The following is a 17,731-nucleotide window of genomic DNA, read 5'->3' on the forward strand; positions in this document are numbered from 1 at the left end:
CGTGCACCGTTTCGGCGAGACCGGCGCGCTCGGCCAGATGGATTGCCTCTACTCCTACTGGACGACCCGGCGGCCCGAGGGCTTCACGGAAGGCCAGCTCGCCGCCTTGCGCGACCTCGTACCGCTGCTGGGGCTGGCGATCAAGTCGGCGCAGCAGGTCGACATCGTGCGTACGCTCGGCCGCGTCTATCTCGGCCGCGACGCCTCCGAGCAGGTCCTGCGCGGCCGCATCTTTCGCGGCGTCACCGAGCGGATCAGCGCCGTGCTCTGGTTCTCGGACCTGCGCGGCTCGACCGGGATCAGCGAGAGCATCGGGCCCGACGAGATCATTCCGTTCCTCAACGACTATGCGCAGGCCGCGATCGAGGCCATCCACGACGCCCGCGGCGACGTGTTGAAGCTGATCGGCGACGGCGTGCTGGCGATCTTCACCGGCGGCGACATGGCGGTCGCGAGCCGCGCGGCGCTGCGCGCCGAGCATCTGTTCCGCAGGAACCTCGCCGAGCTCAACGCACGGCGCGACGCCGGCGGCCGGCCGACCACGTCGGCCTATATCGGCCTGCATGTCGGCGAGGTCTTCTACGGCAATATCGGCAGCGAGGAACGGCTCGATTTCACCGTGGTCGGGCCCGCCGTCAACGAGGTCAGCCGCATCGCATCGATGAGCCGCTCGGTCGATCGCGAGCTCGTGGCTTCATCTGAATTCCATGCCGCGCTGGACGAGGCCGGCCGGCGCTACCTGATCTCGACCGGTCGCTACGCGCTGCGCGGCATCGGCCGGGCGCAGGATCTCTACACGCTCGATCCCGACATCGGCGCAGACGGCGTCCTGAACGACGGCTACGAGCGCTATCTCGCGCCGTGAGCTTCACGCCGGTTGACGCAGGTCAATGCAATCCTGCCGCTCCTGTCTCAGCCTGTTTTCCAAGGAGGAACGGACGCGACATGTACAAGCATATTCTGCTTCCCACCGATGGCTCGGAACTCTCCAAGGCGGCGATGAAGCACGGCGTCGCGCTGGCGAAGACGATCGGAGCCCGGGTGACGGCCGTGGTCGTGTCGACACCGCTGCAATCCCTCGTGGTCGATCCGAACGCGGCGTCGAAGGCGCTGGAGCAATACAAGGCGCTGGTCGCAACCCAGACCCAGAAATATCTCGACACCGTGCGCAACGACGCCGAGAGCGCAGGCGTCGCCTGCAGCACGCTGTGCATCGAGCGCGACAAGCCCTATGAGGCGATCGTCGAAACCGCGAAGAGCCAGGGCTGCGATCTCGTGGTGATGGCCTCGCACGGCTTGCGCGGCGTATCGGCCATTCTCGGCAGCGAGACGCTCAAGGTGCTGACGCACTCTTCGGTGCCGATCCTGGTCTATCGCTAGGCCCGCGCCGGCCGGCTCTCGCCGGCCATCTCCGGCTGGCGGTCGAGCGCGACCGCGGGCGACAGCAGGATGACCAGCGCCTGCGCCGCGAAGAACCCCGCAGCGATATAGAGGCACGTTTCCGCGCCGGAGAGCCCGCCGACGATCGCGCCCAGTGCGGAGCCGAGCGGGCGCGCGCCATAGGCCATGATGTTGATCGCGGAGACCCTGCCGAGCAGGCCTGGCGGCGTCACCGACTGCCGCAGCGTCGTGGTCGAGATCACCCAGAGGATCGGTCCGACGCCGAGCAGGAAGAAGCTCAGGGCCGCGAGCCACGGCGTCGGGATCGGCACCGTCAGCGCCATCACCACCGATGCGGCGAAGCCGGTCACCGGTCCGAGCCCGACCACGGTGCCGAAGGCGAGGCGTCGCATCACTCGCGTTGCCAGGAGCGCGCCGATCACCATGCCGACGCCGTACATCGCGAGCACGATGCCGACGCCGCTTGCCGACAGGCCGAGATGCCGCACCGCATAAGGCACGAACACCGCGAGCTGCAGGAACCAGCCGGTGTTGAAGATGAACTGGGTGACGAAGACCGGTCGCAGCAGCGCGTGGTTGAACACGAAGGCTGCGCCTTCCCGGATCTCCTGCAGCGGATGCCGGCGCTGCGCGGCGGCGCGTGCCGGCTCATGCATGCCGGCAAGCAGCACGACGGCGATCGCAGAAAGGGCGGCGGCAAAGCCGAAGGCGGGGCTGGCGCCGAGCCAGCCGACCAGCGCACCGCCAAGCGCGGGGCCGCCGGCAAAGGCGATGGTGCGGGCGAGCTCGATCCGCGCATTCGCCGCCGGCAGCAGGTCTGGCCCCACCAGTGAGGGCACCAGCGCCGGCGCCGCCACGCTGTAGACCACCGTGCCGCAGACCGCGGCGAAGCCGAGCAAAGCGAGCAAGGGCAGCGATAGCGCGCCGAGCGAGATCAGCAGCACGATCGCCGTCAACGCGGCAGCCCGCAGCGCTTCGGCGCCGGCCATCAGCCTGCGGCGGGAGATGCGGTCGGCGAGGAGACCCGCGGGGATCGCGAACAGCACGAAGGGCAGGGTGAGGGCGGTCTGCAGCAGGCCGGTCTCACCCTCGGCGACGCCGAGCGCGAGCACGGCTACGATCGGAGCTGCGGCAAGCGCGATCTGTTCGGCCGATTGCGCCGCGAGATTGGACCAGGCGAGGCGGTTGAAGGTGGTGGGCAGGCGCGGGGCGGTTGACATGGCTCATTTCCTGGAAGCGCGTTCGAATGCCAGTATTCGCAGCCAGGGCGGCCGAGCCCACCCGCTTCCCGATCGTGCGGGACGGCGTCGCAGGCGGAACCTAGGTGGCTAGATGCAGTTGCAAATGAGTTGCAATAAAGCTCGATTTCAGCCATCCTGCTTCCATGGACGTGCGGTTACCCGGCTTGCCTTCTGATTCCCTCATTCCCGACCCCGCCGGCTGGCGCGAGCAGGCGGCTGGCCGCCCGAGCCTTCCCGAGGTCAATGGCACCGTCGCCATCCCGTCCGGCGGCCATTGGCTGCGGCGGCTGCTCGCCTTCGCCGGTCCCGGCTATCTGGTCTCGGTCGGCTACATGGATCCCGGCAACTGGGCGACCGACCTCGCCGGCGGATCGAAGTTCGGCTACGCGCTGCTCTCGGTCATCCTGCTGTCCAACCTGATGGCGATCCTGCTGCAGGCGCTCGCCGCGCGGCTCGGCATCGCCACCGATCGCGACCTCGCGCAGGCCTGCCGCGCCACCTACTCGCCGGCGGTCAACTTCCTGCTCTGGATCGCGTGCGAGGCTGCAATCATCGCCTGCGACCTCGCCGAGGTGATCGGCACCGCGATCGCGCTGAAACTCTTGTTCGGCATTCCCCTGATCGGCGGCGCGCTGATCGCAGCGCTCGACGCCTTTCTGCTGCTGCTTCTGATGAACCGGGGCTTCCGCTTCCTCGAGGCCTTCGTGATCGCGCTGCTCGTCGTCATCGCGGTCTGCTTCACGATCCAGATCGCGGCGGCGGCGCCGCCGGTCGCAGGGGTGCTGCGCGGCTTTGCGCCCTCGACCGAGATCTTCACCAACGCCGAGATGCTCTACATCGCGATCGGCATCATCGGCGCGACCGTGATGCCGCATAATCTCTATTTGCATTCCTCGATCGTGCAGACCCGCGCCTATGAGCGCACCGAGGAAGGACGGCGCGACGCCATTCGCTGGGCGACGGCGGACTCGACCATCGCGCTGATGCTGGCGCTGTTCATCAACGCCGCCATCCTGGTGCTGGCCGCCGCGACCTTCCACAGGAGCGGACATTCCGACGTCGCCGAGATCGGCCAGGCCTTCGAGCTGCTGTCGCCGCTGCTCGGCCTGTCGATCGCCTCGACGCTGTTCGCGGTGGCGCTGCTCGCCTCCGGCCTCAACTCGACCGTCACGGCGACGCTCGCCGGCCAGATCGTGATGGAGGGCTTTCTCGACCTGCGCCTGCCGAGCTGGGCGCGGCGGCTCGTCACCCGCGGCATCGCCATCTTGCCGGTGATCGCCGTCACCGCGTTCTACGGCGAACGCGGCACGGCGCATCTCCTGGTGTTCAGCCAGGTGGTGCTGTCGATGCAGCTTCCGTTCGCGGTCATCCCGCTGATCCGGTTCGTCTCCGATCCGACGAAGATGGGCGGCTTCGCGATTCCCCGCGCGGCGGCAGGACTGGCCTGGCTTGTGGCCGGCGTGATCGTGATTCTGAACCTGAAGCTGCTGGCAGATACGTTTATCTGGTGAGCGGCGGCGAGCAGCGAATGGTCGTCGCGACGCGTGTGGCGTCGGTACGTGAGCTGCGTTTCACACAAAGGGATTGGTGATCCGAAGTCCTTCCTTCAACACCAACCCGTGCTGGAAGTCCTCGGAGAGCAGGGTGGGGCAGCCGGCGTGAAGCGCCGAAGCTGCTATCATGGCGTCGCAGATCGGAATGCCGTAGCGTTCAGCCAGATCGAGACCGGTCTCATGAATATCAAGCGTCACGGGATTGACCGTGAGCAGGCCTCGCAGCAGGCTCAAGAGCGCATGCGTCTCCGTCCAGGACAACCGCATCTTCCGCCGCGCTACGTTGGCGAACTCATTGAGCACCTGCACGCTGATCACGCCGCCGCGCGAAAGGGCTCGTTCGACCCGATCCGCCTTCGTCGCGTCCCCTGACGCGAGATAGACGAGGACGTTCGTATCGAAAAAGCTAGCGGGCATTCGCCTCGTCTCGATCGAACTTGAAATCGGCGGGAAGACGGCCACGAAAGCTGCGCAAGCGCTTCAGAAGCTCCTCCCGGGCGGGTTTCCTCGCCACGCCGAACTCTCTCGTTCCGGCGACGTGAATCTCGATCTCGTCGCCCTCCCTGAGCTGAAGCGCCTCGACCACCCCTGCGGGGAGGCGGACGGCGAGGCTGTTTCCCCACTTCGCGACCTGCATGTCATCTCCGTTGGATATACATTTTCCATAATGTATATCTAGCGCTGAAGATGTCAAGGCGAACGGAAACAACCTCTCGGCAGGGGCGGCCGGGGTGATCGTGATTCTGAACCTGAAGCTGCTGGCGGATGTGTTGGTCGGGTGAGTGGCGAATGGCTGTTTCTATTCGCCACTCACTATGCGCCACTCGCCAGTTCAATCCTGCGGCTCCGATGCCGCGTCGCCCTTCGCGTCGACGCGCAGCCAGCCCGAGGGCGCGAGCCGCTGCTGCGGCAGGAAGCGCGCCTTGTAGTCCATCTTCTTCGAGCCATCGATCCAGTAGCCGAGATAGACGTAGGGCAGTCCCTGGCGGCGCGCGCGTGCGATGTGGTCGAGGATCATGAAGGTGCCGAGCGAGCGCACCTCCTGCGAGGGGTCGAAGAAGGAATAGACCATCGACAGGCCGTCGCTCAGCACGTCGGTCAGGGCGACCGCGAGCAGCTCCTCGCCGCGGCCGCTGATGCCGCTGTCCGGTCCGCGCCGACGGTATTCGACGATCCGGGTCTCGACATGGCTGTCCTCGACCATCATGGCGTAGTCGAGCACGGTCATGTCGGCCATCCCGCCGTGGCGATGCCGCGCGTCGAGATAGCTGCGGAACACCGAGTACTGCTCGGAGGTCGGCACCGCGCTGCGCTGCTCGCCGATGACGTCGGCGTTGCGCGCCATCACCTTGCGGAAGTTGCGGGAGGGACGGAACTCGTTGGCGATCACCCGCACCGAGACGCAGGCGCGGCACTGGTCGCAGGCCGGGCGGTAGGCGATCGACTGGCTGCGGCGGAAGCCGCCATGGGTCAGGAGGTCGTTGAGGTCGCCGGCGCGGTCGCCGACCAGATGCGTGAACACCTTGCGCTCATGCCGGCCGGGCAGATAGGGGCAGGGCGAGGGCGCCGTGAGGTAGAACTGGGGGGTATCGCGCGAGTGCTGGGTCAAGGGACGTCGGGGGCCTCCGAAGCAGTGGTCAGCATCGCGCCATGGAGGCCCCCGGTCAATCCGCTGCTTCTGCCGCTGGTTCTGCGGACGGTCAATAGGTCCTCGCCGCCTGCTGCGGCAGACGCGCGCGGAGGGAATTGTTGATGACCACGGTTCCAAGCACGATGTCGTGCAGCAGCCGGCGGCGGCCGTTGAACAGGCCGACCAGCACGACGAACGGCGTCAGGAACGAAATCGACACCCAGAACAGCACGGCATGCATCGCGCCGAGCACGAAATAGCCGGGCGCGCCGTACCAGGTGCGCAACTCCAGGTCCATCACCCGCATGCCGAGAGTTGCCGAATGGGGACCGCCGATGCAGGCGCCGTAATAGACCACGGCCCAGATCACCGAGGCCGGCCAGGCCAGCCAGAACAGCGCCCAGCCGAGCCCGAGCGTGACGAGGCCGAACAGTGCGATGAAGAGGTAGCCGAGAATCACCGGCACCGCGATCACCAGAAGGTCGATCAGGAACGCGAACACGCGCCGCGTCGCCACGCCGCGAAACAACTCGGGCTGCAAGTAGGGGTCGTAGGCATGCGGCCGAACCCCGCCGTCATTGCGCCAGGCGTTGGAATAGGCGTCCGGATTGCCCGGGTCCGAGTAAGACATGGTCCGTTCTCCCAAGGGGAAGTCCCGAGGCAGCACATGGGAACAGCCCGGCCCCGTGCCAAGGGCGCGCCGGCGTTAACAATCGGAAATATTCCGGCGATTCGAGGACTGGTAGCTCGAGCACGCTCCCTCAATGTTGTCCCGGCGAACGCCGGCACGACTCCGAGGATGCAGAGAGCCTACCCCTGCGCCTTCAGCTTCTCCGCCGCCTTCGGCGCAAAATAGCTCAGCACGCCGTCGGCGCCGGCGCGCTTGAAGGCGAGCAGGCTTTCCATCATCGCGCGCTCGCCGTCGAGCCAGCCATTGTTGGCGGCCGCCGCGATCATCGCATATTCGCCGGACACCTGGTAGGCGAAGGTCGGCATCGCAAAATTGTCCTTCACCCGTCGCACTACGTCGAGATAGGGCATGCCGGGCTTGACCATCACCATGTCGGCGCCCTCGGCGATGTCGAGTTCGACCTCGCGCAAGGCCTCGTCGGAATTGGCGCTGTCCATCTGGTAGGTGCGCTTGTCGCCGGTCAGCGTCTTGGCCGAGCCGATCGCGTCGCGGAACGGGCCGTAGAAGGCGGATGCGTATTTCGCCGCATAGGCCATGATCTGTACGTCCAGCAGGCCCGAGCGGTCGAGCCCCTCGCGGATCGCGCCGACGCGGCCGTCCATCATGTCGGAGGGCGCGATGATGTCGCAACCGGCTTCCGCCTGTACCAGCGCCTGCCGCACCAGCACCGCGACCGTCTCGTCGTTCAGGATTTTGCCGTCGGCGATCAGGCCGTCATGGCCGTGGCTGGTGAAGGGATCGAGCGCGACGTCGCAGAGGATGCCGATCTCGGGGAATTCCTTCTTGATCGCGCGCACCGCCTGGCACACCAGGTTGTTCGGGTTGGTCGCCTCCGAGCCCTCCTCGTCGCGCAGCGAAGGGTCGGTATAGGGAAACAGCGCGATGCAGGGGATGGTGAGCTTCATCGCGCGCTCGGCCTCGCGCACGGCCTGGTCCACGCTGAGCCGGTCGACGCCGGGCATCGAGGCGACGGCCTCGCGCTTGTTGCTGCCGTCGATCAGAAACAGCGGCCAGATCAGATCGTCGGTGGTGAGCACGTTTTCGCGCACCATGCGCCTGGCCCATTCCGACTTGCGGTTGCGGCGCGGGCGGACGGTCAGATCCAGGGCAGGGGCGGCCACCGCGCCTGCGCCGCGCGCCACCTCGCGCAATTCGATCGGACGTCCGTACTTGATCGCCATGTCGCTGTCTCCGAGGATAGAACTGTTCTTATAACAGCTCGCATGGTTCCCGTCACCGCGGCTTGACCTGCCGCAAGCTGATGGCTGACCGATTGATTTTGCGGGGGGAAGCGGCCAGAAGGGGAGCGCGGCGCATTTGCCGCAGCGAACAGGAAACCATGTCCGAGACCTCGACCCGCGATGCCGCCTGCGACAACGCCATTTCGGTGACGGCAATCGCTTCGGAGCGGCCGGAGTCGGACGACAACGTCTGGACGCGGCGGCTCGTGCTGTTCCTGCGCGTGATGGCGGTGCTGTCGATCCTGAAGGGCCTCTATCACTGGGCGCAGGTGACGGGCTTCGTCGGCGGCGAGGACGACGCGTTCGAGAACCAGTCGATGGCCTGGCAGGCCGCCACCGTCTATTTCGCCGTGATCGAGCTCGTCGCCGCGGTCGGGCTCTGGCTTGCGACGCCCTGGGGCGCGGTGGTGTGGCTGACGACCGTGGTGTCGATGGCGGTGATCGAGCTGATGTTTCCCGGCATCTACGGCGGCAGCCTTCTCGTCGTCGTGGTCGAAGCCGTGATGCTCGGCGCCTATCTCGCGCTCGCCTGGATGGCCGCGCGCGAGCGCCCGCCATAGCTACTTTCGTGTCCCGGACGCGCTGCAGCGCGCTTGCGCTGCGGCGCAGAGCCGGGACCCAGCGCAACGCTCGCGCGGTACGCCTTGTCCGGGGCGCAAGGGCGTTGTTGTGCGCATTCGTGGTTGACGGCAGGTTGCGTCAAGTTTGCGATGAATCTTCGCGGTGCGGAACCGATCCGCCACATCCGTTACGGCCTCGTTTCGAAACAGGGCAGGCTGTGTTGGAATGCGACAGGTGCAGGCGGACGGATGGTGAACAGGATATGGCCACCGTCAACAGACGGTTGCGAAAAGTCCTTGTGCCACAGGCTTAATCCGCGATTCACTGTCTTGAATTCATGATCTCTTTATTGTCTTGTTTAAGCTGATCTTCAAACGGCCCCCTTAAGTTGCAGCTATCAGGCGGGACAGAAGTTTCGTCGAATAAGTGTCGATAAGAACGACAACAGGGGAAGTGTCATGATGAAAGCCGTCGCAACTGCGGCAGATACCGCAGAGCGCGTTTCCGGCCCACAGGGATCGGTGCAGTCGCTCTATCTGGAAGCTTTGACTCTGGTGGAGCGGCTGCATCGCCGCCTGCTCGACGTCATCAAGGACGAATTCGATCGCCGCGGCCGCGCCGACATCAATTCGGTGCAGGCGCTGTTGCTCTACAACATCGGCGACAAGGAGCTGACCGCGGGCGAACTGCGCACGCGCGGCTACTATCTCGGCTCCAACGTCTCCTACAATCTGAAGAAGCTGGTCGAGCTCGGCTTCCTCGATCATCAGCGCTCGCGCGTCGATCGCCGTTCGGTGCGCATCCGCTTGACCCCGCAGGGCCAGGAAGTCCGCCGCATCGTCGAGGCGCTCTACCAGAAGCACGTCAAGACGGTCGAGCAGGTCGGCGGCATCTCGGGCGAGGAGTTCTCCACGCTGAACAAGTCGCTGCACCGCCTCGAGCGGTTCTGGACCGACCAGATCCTGTATCGTCTCTGAGTTTCATCGAAGGGATCAAGGCCAAGCCGGCCCGTTCAACAAGACCGGCAAGCCTCCCGACGATCTCGAAACTTCCCCAATCGCGCCGGCCCGGCTCCGCCCGGACCGGTGCGTTTTTCCGTTCGCTTCTGCGAGATTCCTCGATCTGCGCGCGGAACCAGTTCCGTCCTCGCGGCTTATCTCTCCGGATCGGAGGCTTGCGATGCTGGTCGAGCGCGGACTGCAAACGGTGAACGTGGAAATCGTGAGCGAGGCCTATGCCATCGCCGCGAACTATCTGCGCCGCTCCGGTGCCATCCCAGATACGCTCGCCACCAACGAGCGCCTCCTCGGGATCATCGTGACGCTGATCGAGCATGGCGAGTTCAACAAGCTGAGGCTCGCCAACAAGGCCATCGCGAAGTTCGAGGCCGGCACGCTTGCCTGATCCCGTTTCCGCAGATCAACCCCGTACAGAGGATGCCATGGAAGCCGCCATCGACCGCATCATGCTGACCTATGACCTGATCGCGAACCGCACTGCGGCCGCGAGCGCGGAGGCGCGTGCCAGGGTGACGGCGTACGTGACCACGCTGTTCGAGGCCGGCGAGACCGACAGCCACCGCCTGACGGTCTGCGGCTTGATCTATCTGCGCCAGCTCGACGGCAGCGTGGACCCGGTGAAAGCCGGTTACACCGGTTTGTGAGGAGAGGCGGCTAACTCCGCTTTCCGGACACGGGAACCGATCCTTCCTGAAGATGCGGCGGTACCCGGCACCGCCCGATCGGGCGCAGTCTGGTTTGCCGCCGATGACCCGTCATGCCTGTCGGCAGGCGCATCGAAATCTTCCCGATTCCCACCATATCTTGCATAAATATCAGTCCCGTACCCCCAGATGCTTGGCCGGGGCGGGGCGATGTGGTAGATCGCCGCTTGCTTCCGACCGCCACACCAGACCGACCGTAGCCCCGCCAAAAGGCTGCGGCCGTGGAGATATTCGCAAGATGACGTCTTCCAGCGCCAAGACCGCCTCCGCGCCCGATTCGTTTTTCACGGCGTCCCTGACCCAGGCCGACCCCGAGATCGCCGCCGCGATCCAGGGTGAGCTCGGCCGGCAGCGCCACGAGATCGAGCTGATCGCCTCCGAGAACATCGTCAGCCGCGCGGTGCTGGAAGCGCAGGGTTCGGTGATGACCAACAAATACGCCGAAGGTTATCCCGGCGCGCGGTACTATGGCGGCTGCGAATGGGTCGACGTCGCCGAGAATCTGGCGATCGAGCGCGCCAAGAAGCTGTTCGGCGCCGGCTTTGCCAACGTGCAGCCGAACTCCGGCAGCCAGATGAACCAGGCGGTGTTCTTGGCGCTGCTGCAGCCCGGCGACACCTTCATGGGCCTCGACCTCGCGGCCGGTGGCCATCTCACCCACGGCTCGCCCGTCAACATGTCCGGCAAATGGTTCAAGGCCGCGCACTATACCGTGCGCCGCGAGGACCAACTCATCGACATGGATGCCGTCGCCAGGCAGGCGGAGCAGGTCAGGCCGAAGCTGATCATCGCCGGCGGCTCGGCCTACTCGCGCCCCTGGGACTTCAAGCGCTTCCGCGAGATCGCAGACAGTGTCGGCGCTTATCTGCTGGTCGACATGGCGCATTTCGCCGGCCTCGTCGCCGGCGGCGTGCATGCCTCGCCGGTGCCTCACGCCCACGTCACCACGACCACGACGCACAAGTCGCTGCGCGGTCCGCGCGGCGGCCTGATCCTGTGGAACGACGAGACGCTGACCAAAAAGCTCAACTCGGCGATCTTCCCGGGCCTGCAGGGCGGTCCGCTGATGCACGTGATCGCGGCGAAGGCGGTCGCCTTCGGCGAGGCGCTGCGGCCGGACTTCAAGGTCTACGCAAGGAACATCGTCGAGAACGCCAGGGCGCTGGCCGAGACGCTGCGCAGCCACGGGCTCGACATCGTCTCCGGCGGCACCGACAACCATCTGATGCTGGTCGATCTCAGGCCGAAGGGCCTGAAGGGCAACGTCTCGGAGAAGGCGCTGGTCCGTGCGGCCATCACCTGCAACAAGAACGGCATTCCGTTCGATCCCGAGACGCCGTTCGTGACATCGGGCCTGCGGCTCGGCACGCCCGCGGCGACCACCCGCGGTTTTGGCGTTGCCGAGTTCAAGCAGGTCGGCGGCATGATCGCGGAGGTGCTCAACGCGATCGCGCAGTCCAGTGACGGCAAGGCACCGCTGGTCGAGGTCGCGATCAAGGAACGGGTCAAGGCGCTCACCGATCGATTCCCGATCTATCAGTAAGGTCCAGGCAACAAGGTCCGAGCCGGATGCGCTGTCCGAACTGCAACAGTCTCGATACGCAGGTAAAGGACTCGCGTCCCACCGAGGACTCGTCCGTGATCCGCAGGCGTCGCGTGTGCGTCGCCTGCAATTTCCGCTTCACCACCTTCGAGCGCGTGCAGCTCCGCGAGCTCACCGTGATCAAGCGCAACGGCCGCCGCGTGCCGTTCGACCGCGACAAGCTGATGCGCTCGGTGCAGATTTCGCTGCGCAAGCGGCCGGTCGAGCCCGAGCGGGTCGAGGCGATGGTCTCGGCCATCGTGCGCGAACTCGAAAGCGCCGGCGAATCCGAGATTTCCTCCGAGGTGATCGGCGAGACCGTGATGGAACATCTGCGCACGCTCGACGACGTCGCCTATGTGCGCTTCGCCTCCGTCTATCGCAATTTCCGCGAGGCCAAGGACTTTGCCGACGTGCTCGGCGAGCTCTCCGGCGAAGAGGAAGCGCGGCTCGCGACGCTGCGCAAATGATCTTCCGCATCCTGGAAGACCAGCTCGCGCAGAAGGCCCGCGACTCCAGGGACGCCGACCGGCGCTTCATGCAACTCGCGCTGACGCTCGGTCGGCGCGGGCTCGGCCGCACCTGGCCCAATCCGGCCGTCGGCGTGGTCATCGTCAAGGACGGCGTCATCGTCGGCCGCGGCTGGACGCAAGCCGGCGGCCGGCCGCACGGCGAGCCGGAAGCGTTGCGGCGGGCAGGTGAGGCGGCGCGCGGCGCGACCCTCTACGTCACGCTCGAGCCGTGCTCGCATGTCGGCAAGTCGCCGCCTTGCGCGGACGCGGTGATCGCCGCCGGCATCAAGCGCGTGGTCGCGGCGATCGAGGATCCCAATCCGGACGTCGCGGGGCAGGGCCTTGCGAGGTTGCGCGCTGCAGGCATCGTGGTCGACGTCGGGCTGTGTGCGGCGGAAGCCGCGCGCGACCATGCCGGCCACTTCCGCCGCATCCGCAACCGTCGCCCGCATGTCATCCTGAAGCTCGCGGTCTCGCCCGACGGCAAGATCGGCGGTCCCGGCGGCAAGCAGCTTGCGATCACCGGCGAGGCCGCGCGCAACCGCGTGCATCTGTTGCGCGCGCAGAGCGACGCGATCCTGGTCGGCATCGGCACGGTGCTTACGGACGATCCGCTTCTCACCTGCCGCCTGCCGGGCATGGAGGCGCGCTCGCCGGTGCGCGTCGTGCTCGACCGCAGCCTGCGCATTCCCCCCACGAGCCGGCTGGTCCATTCCGCGCGCCAGACGCCGCTCTGGGTGATCGGCTCCGAGCTGGCCGAGGCGGCTGCGGCAACCCGTTTCGGCGCCGCCGGCGCACAGGTTGTCCGCGTACCGGCCGGCGGCGGGACGGGGCTCGATCTTGCCGCTGTGCTGCGCGTGCTCGCCGAAAAGGGCATCACCCGGCTGATGGTCGAGGGCGGCAGCCGCGTTGCGGCATCCTTCGTGGCGGCCGATCTCGTCGACGAGGTCTGGCTGTTCCGTGGGGCCGAAGCGATCGGCGAGGGCGGCGTCGATGCGCTCGATGCATTACCGCTGTCGAAAATCACGCAGTCGCAGGCCTTCAAGGTTCATGCTAGCGAGACGTTCGACGGGGATAACCTCACCATCTACGAGCGCGCCTGATGTTCACCGGCATTGTCACCGATATCGGCGAGATCGTCGGCCTGACGCCGACCGCGCAGGGGCAACTGCATCGCCTGCGCATCGCCTGCCGCTACGATCGCTCGACCATTGCCGACGGCGCCTCGATCGCCTGCAACGGTGTCTGCCTGACGGTCGTGGCCTCGGGCGTCGAGGGCGGCAAGACCTGGTTCGACGTCGACACCGCCGCCGAGACGCTGCGGCTGACGACCGCAAGACATTGGAAGGTGGGCACGCGGCTCAACCTGGAGCGGGCGCTGAAGATCGGCGACGAACTCGGCGGCCACATCGTCGCCGGGCACGTCGACGGGATCGCGACCATCGTGGCCCGCGAGAACCTGCCGGACATGGCGCGGTTCGAGCTCGAGACCACGCGGGAGCTGGCACGCTTCATCGCGCCGAAAGGCTCGATCACGCTCGACGGCGTGTCGCTGACCATCAATACGGTCGCGGACGTGACCTTTTCGGTGTTGATCATCCCGCACACGCTCGGCGTCACCACCATCGGCGGCTGGCGCGCCGGTGACGAGGTCAATATCGAGGTCGACCTGATGGCCCGTTACGCCGCCCGGCTGACGGAGATGAAGTGACGGAGGATCGTCATGCGCGGGCTTGACCCGCGCATTCATCGTCTTAAGAGGTGCCGGGGCAAGCCCGGCAACGACGGAGTAGGTACTCAATGGCAGACGCGCGGCGCGCTCCCCTGAAAGATACGACCGACGTGTCCGGCGCACGGGCGCTGATCGTCGAGGCGCGCTTCTATGACGACATTCAGGATGCGCTGCTGGAAGGCGCGGTCGCCGAATTGAAGGCGGCGGGCCTCTCCCATGACGTGGTCACGGTTCCCGGCGCTCTTGAAATTCCGGCGGCGGTTGCCGTCGCGGTCGATGCGGCGGCAAGTCACGGCAAGCCCTATGACGCCGTCATTGCGCTCGGCTGCGTCATCCGCGGCGACACCATCCATTTCGAGATCGTCTCGATGGAATCCTCGCGCGCGCTGATGGATCTCGCGGTGTCGCGCAAGCTGCCGCTCGGAAACGGCATCCTCACGGTCAACACCGAGGACCAGGCCTGGGCGCGGGCGCGTGCCAGCGAGCTCAACAAGGGCGGCGACGCCGCGCGCGCGGCCATCGCCATGCTGCGCATCAAGCGCCGGCTGGCGCGGGCCTGACCATGGCGGACAATCCCAGGAAGCAGGCGGGCGGCGCGGAGAAGAAGGCGAACCGGCGCGGCGCGGCACGGCTTGCCGCCGTGCAGGCGCTTTACCAGATGGACATCGCGGGGGCCGGGATCAACGACATCTTCGCCGAGTTCGAAAGCCACTGGCTCGGCGGCGAGGTCGAGGGCGAAAAATATCTGCCGGCGGAAGCGGCGTTCTTCCGCGACATCGTCTCGGGCGTGGTGCGTGACCAGAAACAACTCGACCCCCTGATCGACGACGCCCTGTCGAAGGGCTGGCCCTTGAAGCGGATCGAGGCGATCCTGCGCGCGGTGCTGCGGGCGGGGGCTTACGAATTGCAGCATCGCAAGGACGTGCCGGGCCGCGTCGTGGTGTCCGAATATGTCGACGTCGCCAACGCCTTCGTCGATCGCGAGGAGACCGGCATGGTGAACGCGGTGCTCGACCAGATCGGCCGCCATTTTCGCGGCGACGAGTTAGGGCGAGGGTAGTTTTAGGCTGTCATTGCGAGGAGCGTAGCGACGAAGCAATCCAGACTGTCTCCGCGGATACATTGTGGATTGCTTCGCTTCGCTCGCAATGACGCCGGAATGTGACGGGCGGCATGACGAATGGCAGCAAACCTGCGTCCGGCGAAGACGCCCTGATCGCGCGCTATTTCAAGCCGCTCGCGACCGACCCCGGCGCGTTCGGTTTGGTCGACGACGCAGCCATCCTGCGCGCAGCGGGCGAGGACATCGTCCTCACCACGGATGCCGTGGTCGAAGGCGTGCACTATCTTGCGAGCGATCCGCCCGACACCATCGCGCGCAAGGCGCTGCGCGTAAACCTGTCCGATCTCGCCGCCAAGGGCGCGGTGCCGGCCGGTTTCCTGCTGACGCTGGCCTTGCGCAAGGCCGAGGACGACTGGCTGCAGCCGTTCGCCGACGCGCTCGGCGAAGACGCCGTGCATTTTGGCTGCCCGCTCCTGGGCGGCGATACCGTCTCCACGCCGGGCCCGCAGATGATCTCGATCACCGCTTTCGGCCGCGTGCCGACGGGCCGTATGGTCGGCCGCACCGGCGCAAGGCCCGGCGACCGCGTGATGGTGACGGGGACGATCGGCGACGCCGCGCTCGGTCTCGATATCCTCGAGGGCGGCGCCGCGGCAAGCGCGCTGGCTTCCGATCAGGATGAGCGGGAACTGCTCATCGGCCGCTATCGCGTGCCGCAGCCGCGCAACGCGCTGGCTCTCGCGATCCGCGAATCCGCCAATGCGGCGATGGATGTCTCCGATGGCCTCGCGGGCGACCTCGCCAAGCTCTGCACGGCCTCGGGCGTCTCGGCGGTGATCGAGGCTGCGAAAGTGCCGTTGTCCGCGCCGGCCGCCGCACTGGTCGCGCGCGGGACGGTCGGGATCGAGACGCTGCTGTCCGGCGGCGACGACTACGAGGTTCTGTGCACCGTGCCCGAGGAGCGTTGCGAGGCGATCCGCGCCGCGGCGCGGGCGGCCGGCGTGGCCATGGCGGCGATCGGCTCGATCGTGGCCGACGGCACGCCGTCCCGCTTCGTCGATGCCGCCGGGCGGGAACTGGCCCTCAAGCGCTTGTCCTACAGTCACTTCTAGCGATTTCCGGCAGGCAGACGTCTGCGACCTAAATACCTGCCGAAATCGATGATTTTCGCGCTTCCGGCGTTGCACCGGCATGGCGATTTTGGCATGGTCCCCGCCGATTTAGGGCTGCCCTTCCGGGCAGGGCCCTGTTTTTGTGCGCCGCCCGATCTGCGGCGCTGGGGATACACAAGGGATCTGAGGCAGAATTCAAATGACAGCACTATGGTTGATCGTGCTCTGCGGGGCGCTTTCCATTGTTTACGCAATCTGGGCCACGAGCTCGGTCCTGGCGGCTGACGCGGGCAGTCCGCGCATGCAGGAGATCGCCGGCGCCGTGCGCGAGGGTGCGCAGGCCTATCTGCGGCGCCAGTACACGACGATCGGCATCGTCGGCGTCGTCATCTTCGTGCTGCTCGCCTACTTCCTCGGCGTGCTGGTCGCAGTCGGCTTCGCCATCGGCGCGGTCCTGTCGGGCGCGGCGGGCTTCATCGGCATGAACGTCTCGGTCCGCGCCAACGTGCGTACCGCGCAGGCCGCGACGACCTCGCTCGCCGGCGGCCTCGAGCTCGCCTTCAAGGCCGGCGCCATCACCGGCCTTCTGGTGGCCGGTCTCGCGCTGCTCGGCGTGACGCTCTATTACGGCTTCCTGGTCTATTCGCTGAAGCTCGCGCCCGACAGCCGCACCGTCGTCGACGCCCTGGTGGCGCTCGGCTTCGGCGCCTCGCTGATCTCGATCTTCGCGCGTCTCGGCGGCGGCATCTTCACCAAGGGTGCGGACGTCGGTGGCGACCTCGTCGGCAAGGTCGAGGCGGGCATCCCGGAGGATGATCCGCGCAACCCGGCCACGATCGCCGACAACGTCGGCGACAACGTCGGCGACTGCGCCGGCATGGCCGCCGACCTGTTCGAGACCTATGCGGTGACCGCGGTCGCCACCATGGTTCTCGCCGCGATCTTCTTCGCCAAGACGCAGATCCTCGGCAGCATGATGACGCTGCCGCTCGCGATCGGAGGCGTCTGCATCATCACCTCGATCGCCGGCACCTTCTTCGTGAAGCTCGGCGCGAGCCAGTCGATCATGGGCGCGCTCTACAAGGGCCTGATCGCCACCGGCATCCTGTCGCTGGTCGGCATCGCCGTCGTGATCTACTCCCTGATTGGCTTCGGCAAGCTCGAGGGCGTCGACTACACCGGCATGGCGCTGTTCGAGTGCGGCGTGGTCGGCCTCGTCGTCACCGCGCTGATCATCTGGATCACCGAATACTACACCGGCACCGATTATCGCCCGGTGAAGTCGATCGCCCAGGCCTCGGTGACCGGCCACGGCACCAACGTGATCCAGGGCCTCGCGGTCTCGATGGAAGCGACCGCGCTGCCCGCGATCGTCATCATCGCCGGCATCCTCGTCACCTACAGCCTCGCCGGCCTGTTCGGCATCGCGATCGCGACCGCGACCATGCTGGCGCTCGCCGGCATGATCGTCGCCCTCGACGCGTTCGGCCCGGTGACCGACAACGCCGGCGGCATCGCCGAAATGGCGGGTCTGCCCAAGGAGGTCCGCAAGTCGACCGACGCGCTCGACGCGGTCGGCAACACCACCAAGGCGGTCACCAAGGGCTACGCGATCGGCTCCGCCGGTCTCGGCGCGCTGGTGCTGTTCGCGGCCTACAACCAGGACCTCAAGTTCTTCATCGGCAACGG

Annotated in this window: 21 protein-coding genes; 15 read left to right on the forward strand and 6 right to left on the reverse strand. The window is 66.6% G+C overall.

Features of this window, described 5'->3' with window-relative positions:
- Both KGM94_RS13955 and KGM94_RS13960 read left to right on the forward strand, forming a co-directional pair.
- Positions 1-865 (forward strand): adenylate/guanylate cyclase domain-containing protein (locus KGM94_RS13955; protein ID WP_300259768.1); only part of this gene is annotated, 865 nt, incomplete at its 5' end.
- Positions 866-945: 80 nt separating this feature from the next.
- Complete coding sequence (locus KGM94_RS13960; RefSeq protein WP_300259770.1) at positions 946-1,380, forward strand: universal stress protein; 435 nt, start codon at positions 946-948, stop codon at positions 1,378-1,380.
- Here the strand turns inward: KGM94_RS13960 and KGM94_RS13965 are convergent.
- A complete protein-coding gene (locus KGM94_RS13965; RefSeq protein ID WP_300259772.1) occupies positions 1,377-2,621 on the reverse strand; it encodes an MFS transporter in 1,245 nt (414 codons plus the stop codon). The genes KGM94_RS13960 and KGM94_RS13965 overlap by 4 nt on opposite strands.
- Positions 2,622-2,785: 164 nt before the next feature.
- On the opposite strand from KGM94_RS13965, the gene KGM94_RS13970 reads away from it, so the two are divergent.
- The gene (locus tag KGM94_RS13970) at positions 2,786-4,153 is read left to right on the forward strand and encodes an Nramp family divalent metal transporter (protein ID WP_300259774.1); all 1,368 of its coding nucleotides are present in this window, start codon (positions 2,786-2,788) and stop codon (positions 4,151-4,153) included.
- Between the two features lie 60 nt (positions 4,154-4,213).
- Here the strand turns inward: KGM94_RS13970 and KGM94_RS13975 are convergent, their stop codons facing one another.
- The 5 genes from KGM94_RS13975 to hemB all read right to left on the reverse strand — a co-directional run bounded on the left by KGM94_RS13975 (position 4,214) and on the right by hemB (position 7,697).
- Positions 4,214-4,612 (reverse strand): PIN domain-containing protein, encoded by a 399-nt coding sequence (locus KGM94_RS13975; protein WP_300259776.1) that lies wholly within the window; start codon positions 4,610-4,612, stop codon positions 4,214-4,216.
- On the reverse strand, positions 4,602-4,832 hold the full coding sequence (locus KGM94_RS13980; protein WP_300259778.1) for an AbrB/MazE/SpoVT family DNA-binding domain-containing protein: 231 nt from the start codon (positions 4,830-4,832) through the stop codon (positions 4,602-4,604). Before KGM94_RS13980 ends, KGM94_RS13975 begins: the two co-directional genes overlap by 11 nt.
- Positions 4,833-5,027: 195 nt before the next feature.
- The gene (locus tag KGM94_RS13985) at positions 5,028-5,804 is read right to left on the reverse strand and encodes an arginyltransferase (protein ID WP_300259781.1); all 777 of its coding nucleotides are present in this window, start codon (positions 5,802-5,804) and stop codon (positions 5,028-5,030) included.
- Positions 5,805-5,895: 91 nt separating this feature from the next.
- Positions 5,896-6,456 carry an RDD family protein gene (locus tag KGM94_RS13990; protein ID WP_300259783.1) on the reverse strand — a complete coding sequence of 187 codons (561 nt, stop codon included), beginning with the start codon at positions 6,454-6,456 and terminating at the stop codon, positions 5,896-5,898.
- A gap of 179 nt (positions 6,457-6,635) precedes the next feature.
- Complete coding sequence (gene hemB, locus KGM94_RS13995) at positions 6,636-7,697, reverse strand: porphobilinogen synthase (protein ID WP_300259785.1); 1,062 nt, start codon at positions 7,695-7,697, stop codon at positions 6,636-6,638.
- Between the two features lie 158 nt (positions 7,698-7,855).
- Between hemB and KGM94_RS14000 the strand changes: the two genes are divergently transcribed.
- The 12 genes from KGM94_RS14000 to KGM94_RS14055 all read left to right on the forward strand — a co-directional run.
- Complete coding sequence (locus KGM94_RS14000) at positions 7,856-8,317, forward strand: DUF6163 family protein (protein ID WP_300259787.1); 462 nt, start codon at positions 7,856-7,858, stop codon at positions 8,315-8,317.
- Positions 8,318-8,776: 459 nt separating this feature from the next.
- Positions 8,777-9,295 (forward strand): MarR family winged helix-turn-helix transcriptional regulator, encoded by a 519-nt coding sequence (locus KGM94_RS14005; protein ID WP_300259789.1) that lies wholly within the window; start codon positions 8,777-8,779, stop codon positions 9,293-9,295.
- A gap of 202 nt (positions 9,296-9,497) precedes the next feature.
- A complete protein-coding gene (locus KGM94_RS14010; protein WP_300259792.1) occupies positions 9,498-9,722 on the forward strand; it encodes a hypothetical protein in 225 nt (74 codons plus the stop codon).
- 37 nt (positions 9,723-9,759) lie between these two features.
- Positions 9,760-9,981, forward strand: coding sequence for a hypothetical protein (locus tag KGM94_RS14015; RefSeq protein ID WP_300259794.1), 222 nt, complete (start codon positions 9,760-9,762; stop codon positions 9,979-9,981).
- A 298-nt stretch (positions 9,982-10,279) separates the two neighbouring features.
- The gene (gene glyA / locus KGM94_RS14020; RefSeq protein ID WP_300259796.1) at positions 10,280-11,584 is read left to right on the forward strand and encodes a serine hydroxymethyltransferase; all 1,305 of its coding nucleotides are present in this window, start codon (positions 10,280-10,282) and stop codon (positions 11,582-11,584) included.
- Positions 11,585-11,610: 26 nt separating this feature from the next.
- A complete protein-coding gene (gene nrdR / locus KGM94_RS14025; RefSeq protein ID WP_300259798.1) occupies positions 11,611-12,093 on the forward strand; it encodes a transcriptional regulator NrdR in 483 nt (160 codons plus the stop codon).
- Positions 12,090-13,238: a bifunctional diaminohydroxyphosphoribosylaminopyrimidine deaminase/5-amino-6-(5-phosphoribosylamino)uracil reductase RibD gene (gene ribD, locus KGM94_RS14030; protein ID WP_300259800.1), complete on the forward strand. Its 1,149-nt coding sequence runs from the start codon at positions 12,090-12,092 to the stop codon at positions 13,236-13,238. The genes nrdR and ribD overlap by 4 nt, the downstream gene beginning before the upstream one ends.
- Positions 13,238-13,846 carry a riboflavin synthase gene (locus tag KGM94_RS14035; protein WP_300259802.1) on the forward strand — a complete coding sequence of 203 codons (609 nt, stop codon included), beginning with the start codon at positions 13,238-13,240 and terminating at the stop codon, positions 13,844-13,846. Before ribD ends, KGM94_RS14035 begins: the two co-directional genes overlap by 1 nt.
- Before the next feature lie 89 nt (positions 13,847-13,935).
- A complete protein-coding gene (gene ribH / locus KGM94_RS14040; protein WP_300259804.1) occupies positions 13,936-14,427 on the forward strand; it encodes a 6,7-dimethyl-8-ribityllumazine synthase in 492 nt (163 codons plus the stop codon).
- Positions 14,428-14,429: 2 nt separating this feature from the next.
- Positions 14,430-14,927 carry a transcription antitermination factor NusB gene (nusB, locus tag KGM94_RS14045; protein ID WP_300259806.1) on the forward strand — a complete coding sequence of 166 codons (498 nt, stop codon included), beginning with the start codon at positions 14,430-14,432 and terminating at the stop codon, positions 14,925-14,927.
- A gap of 113 nt (positions 14,928-15,040) precedes the next feature.
- The gene (thiL, locus tag KGM94_RS14050; protein WP_300259808.1) at positions 15,041-16,042 is read left to right on the forward strand and encodes a thiamine-phosphate kinase; all 1,002 of its coding nucleotides are present in this window, start codon (positions 15,041-15,043) and stop codon (positions 16,040-16,042) included.
- A gap of 199 nt (positions 16,043-16,241) precedes the next feature.
- The coding region (locus tag KGM94_RS14055; protein WP_300259810.1) for a sodium/proton-translocating pyrophosphatase at positions 16,242-17,731 on the forward strand (1,490 nt) is incomplete at its 3' end.

The sequence above is a fragment of the Bradyrhizobium sp. genome (assembly GCF_028868675.1).
In the GTDB taxonomy this organism is placed as follows: domain Bacteria; phylum Pseudomonadota; class Alphaproteobacteria; order Rhizobiales; family Xanthobacteraceae; genus Bradyrhizobium.

Coding starts and splice junctions, on each gene's coding strand:
- KGM94_RS14035 (WP_300259802.1), top strand. CDS start 13,238: ATGTTCACCGGCATTGTCACCGATATCGGCGAGATCGTCGGCCTGACG.
- KGM94_RS14015 (WP_300259794.1), top strand. CDS start 9,760: ATGGAAGCCGCCATCGACCGCATCATGCTGACCTATGACCTGATCGCG.
- nrdR (WP_300259798.1), top strand. CDS start 11,611: ATGCGCTGTCCGAACTGCAACAGTCTCGATACGCAGGTAAAGGACTCG.
- KGM94_RS13990 (WP_300259783.1), bottom strand. CDS start 6,456: ATGTCTTACTCGGACCCGGGCAATCCGGACGCCTATTCCAACGCCTGG.
- KGM94_RS13970 (WP_300259774.1), top strand. CDS start 2,786: ATGGACGTGCGGTTACCCGGCTTGCCTTCTGATTCCCTCATTCCCGAC.
- KGM94_RS13980 (WP_300259778.1), bottom strand. CDS start 4,832: ATGCAGGTCGCGAAGTGGGGAAACAGCCTCGCCGTCCGCCTCCCCGCA.
- KGM94_RS13960 (WP_300259770.1), top strand. CDS start 946: ATGTACAAGCATATTCTGCTTCCCACCGATGGCTCGGAACTCTCCAAG.
- KGM94_RS13965 (WP_300259772.1), bottom strand. CDS start 2,621: ATGTCAACCGCCCCGCGCCTGCCCACCACCTTCAACCGCCTCGCCTGG.
- KGM94_RS14005 (WP_300259789.1), top strand. CDS start 8,777: ATGATGAAAGCCGTCGCAACTGCGGCAGATACCGCAGAGCGCGTTTCC.
- thiL (WP_300259808.1), top strand. CDS start 15,041: ATGACGAATGGCAGCAAACCTGCGTCCGGCGAAGACGCCCTGATCGCG.
- hemB (WP_300259785.1), bottom strand. CDS start 7,697: ATGGCGATCAAGTACGGACGTCCGATCGAATTGCGCGAGGTGGCGCGC.
- KGM94_RS13975 (WP_300259776.1), bottom strand. CDS start 4,612: ATGCCCGCTAGCTTTTTCGATACGAACGTCCTCGTCTATCTCGCGTCA.
- glyA (WP_300259796.1), top strand. CDS start 10,280: ATGACGTCTTCCAGCGCCAAGACCGCCTCCGCGCCCGATTCGTTTTTC.
- nusB (WP_300259806.1), top strand. CDS start 14,430: ATGGCGGACAATCCCAGGAAGCAGGCGGGCGGCGCGGAGAAGAAGGCG.
- KGM94_RS14010 (WP_300259792.1), top strand. CDS start 9,498: ATGCTGGTCGAGCGCGGACTGCAAACGGTGAACGTGGAAATCGTGAGC.
- ribH (WP_300259804.1), top strand. CDS start 13,936: ATGGCAGACGCGCGGCGCGCTCCCCTGAAAGATACGACCGACGTGTCC.
- KGM94_RS14000 (WP_300259787.1), top strand. CDS start 7,856: ATGTCCGAGACCTCGACCCGCGATGCCGCCTGCGACAACGCCATTTCG.
- ribD (WP_300259800.1), top strand. CDS start 12,090: ATGATCTTCCGCATCCTGGAAGACCAGCTCGCGCAGAAGGCCCGCGAC.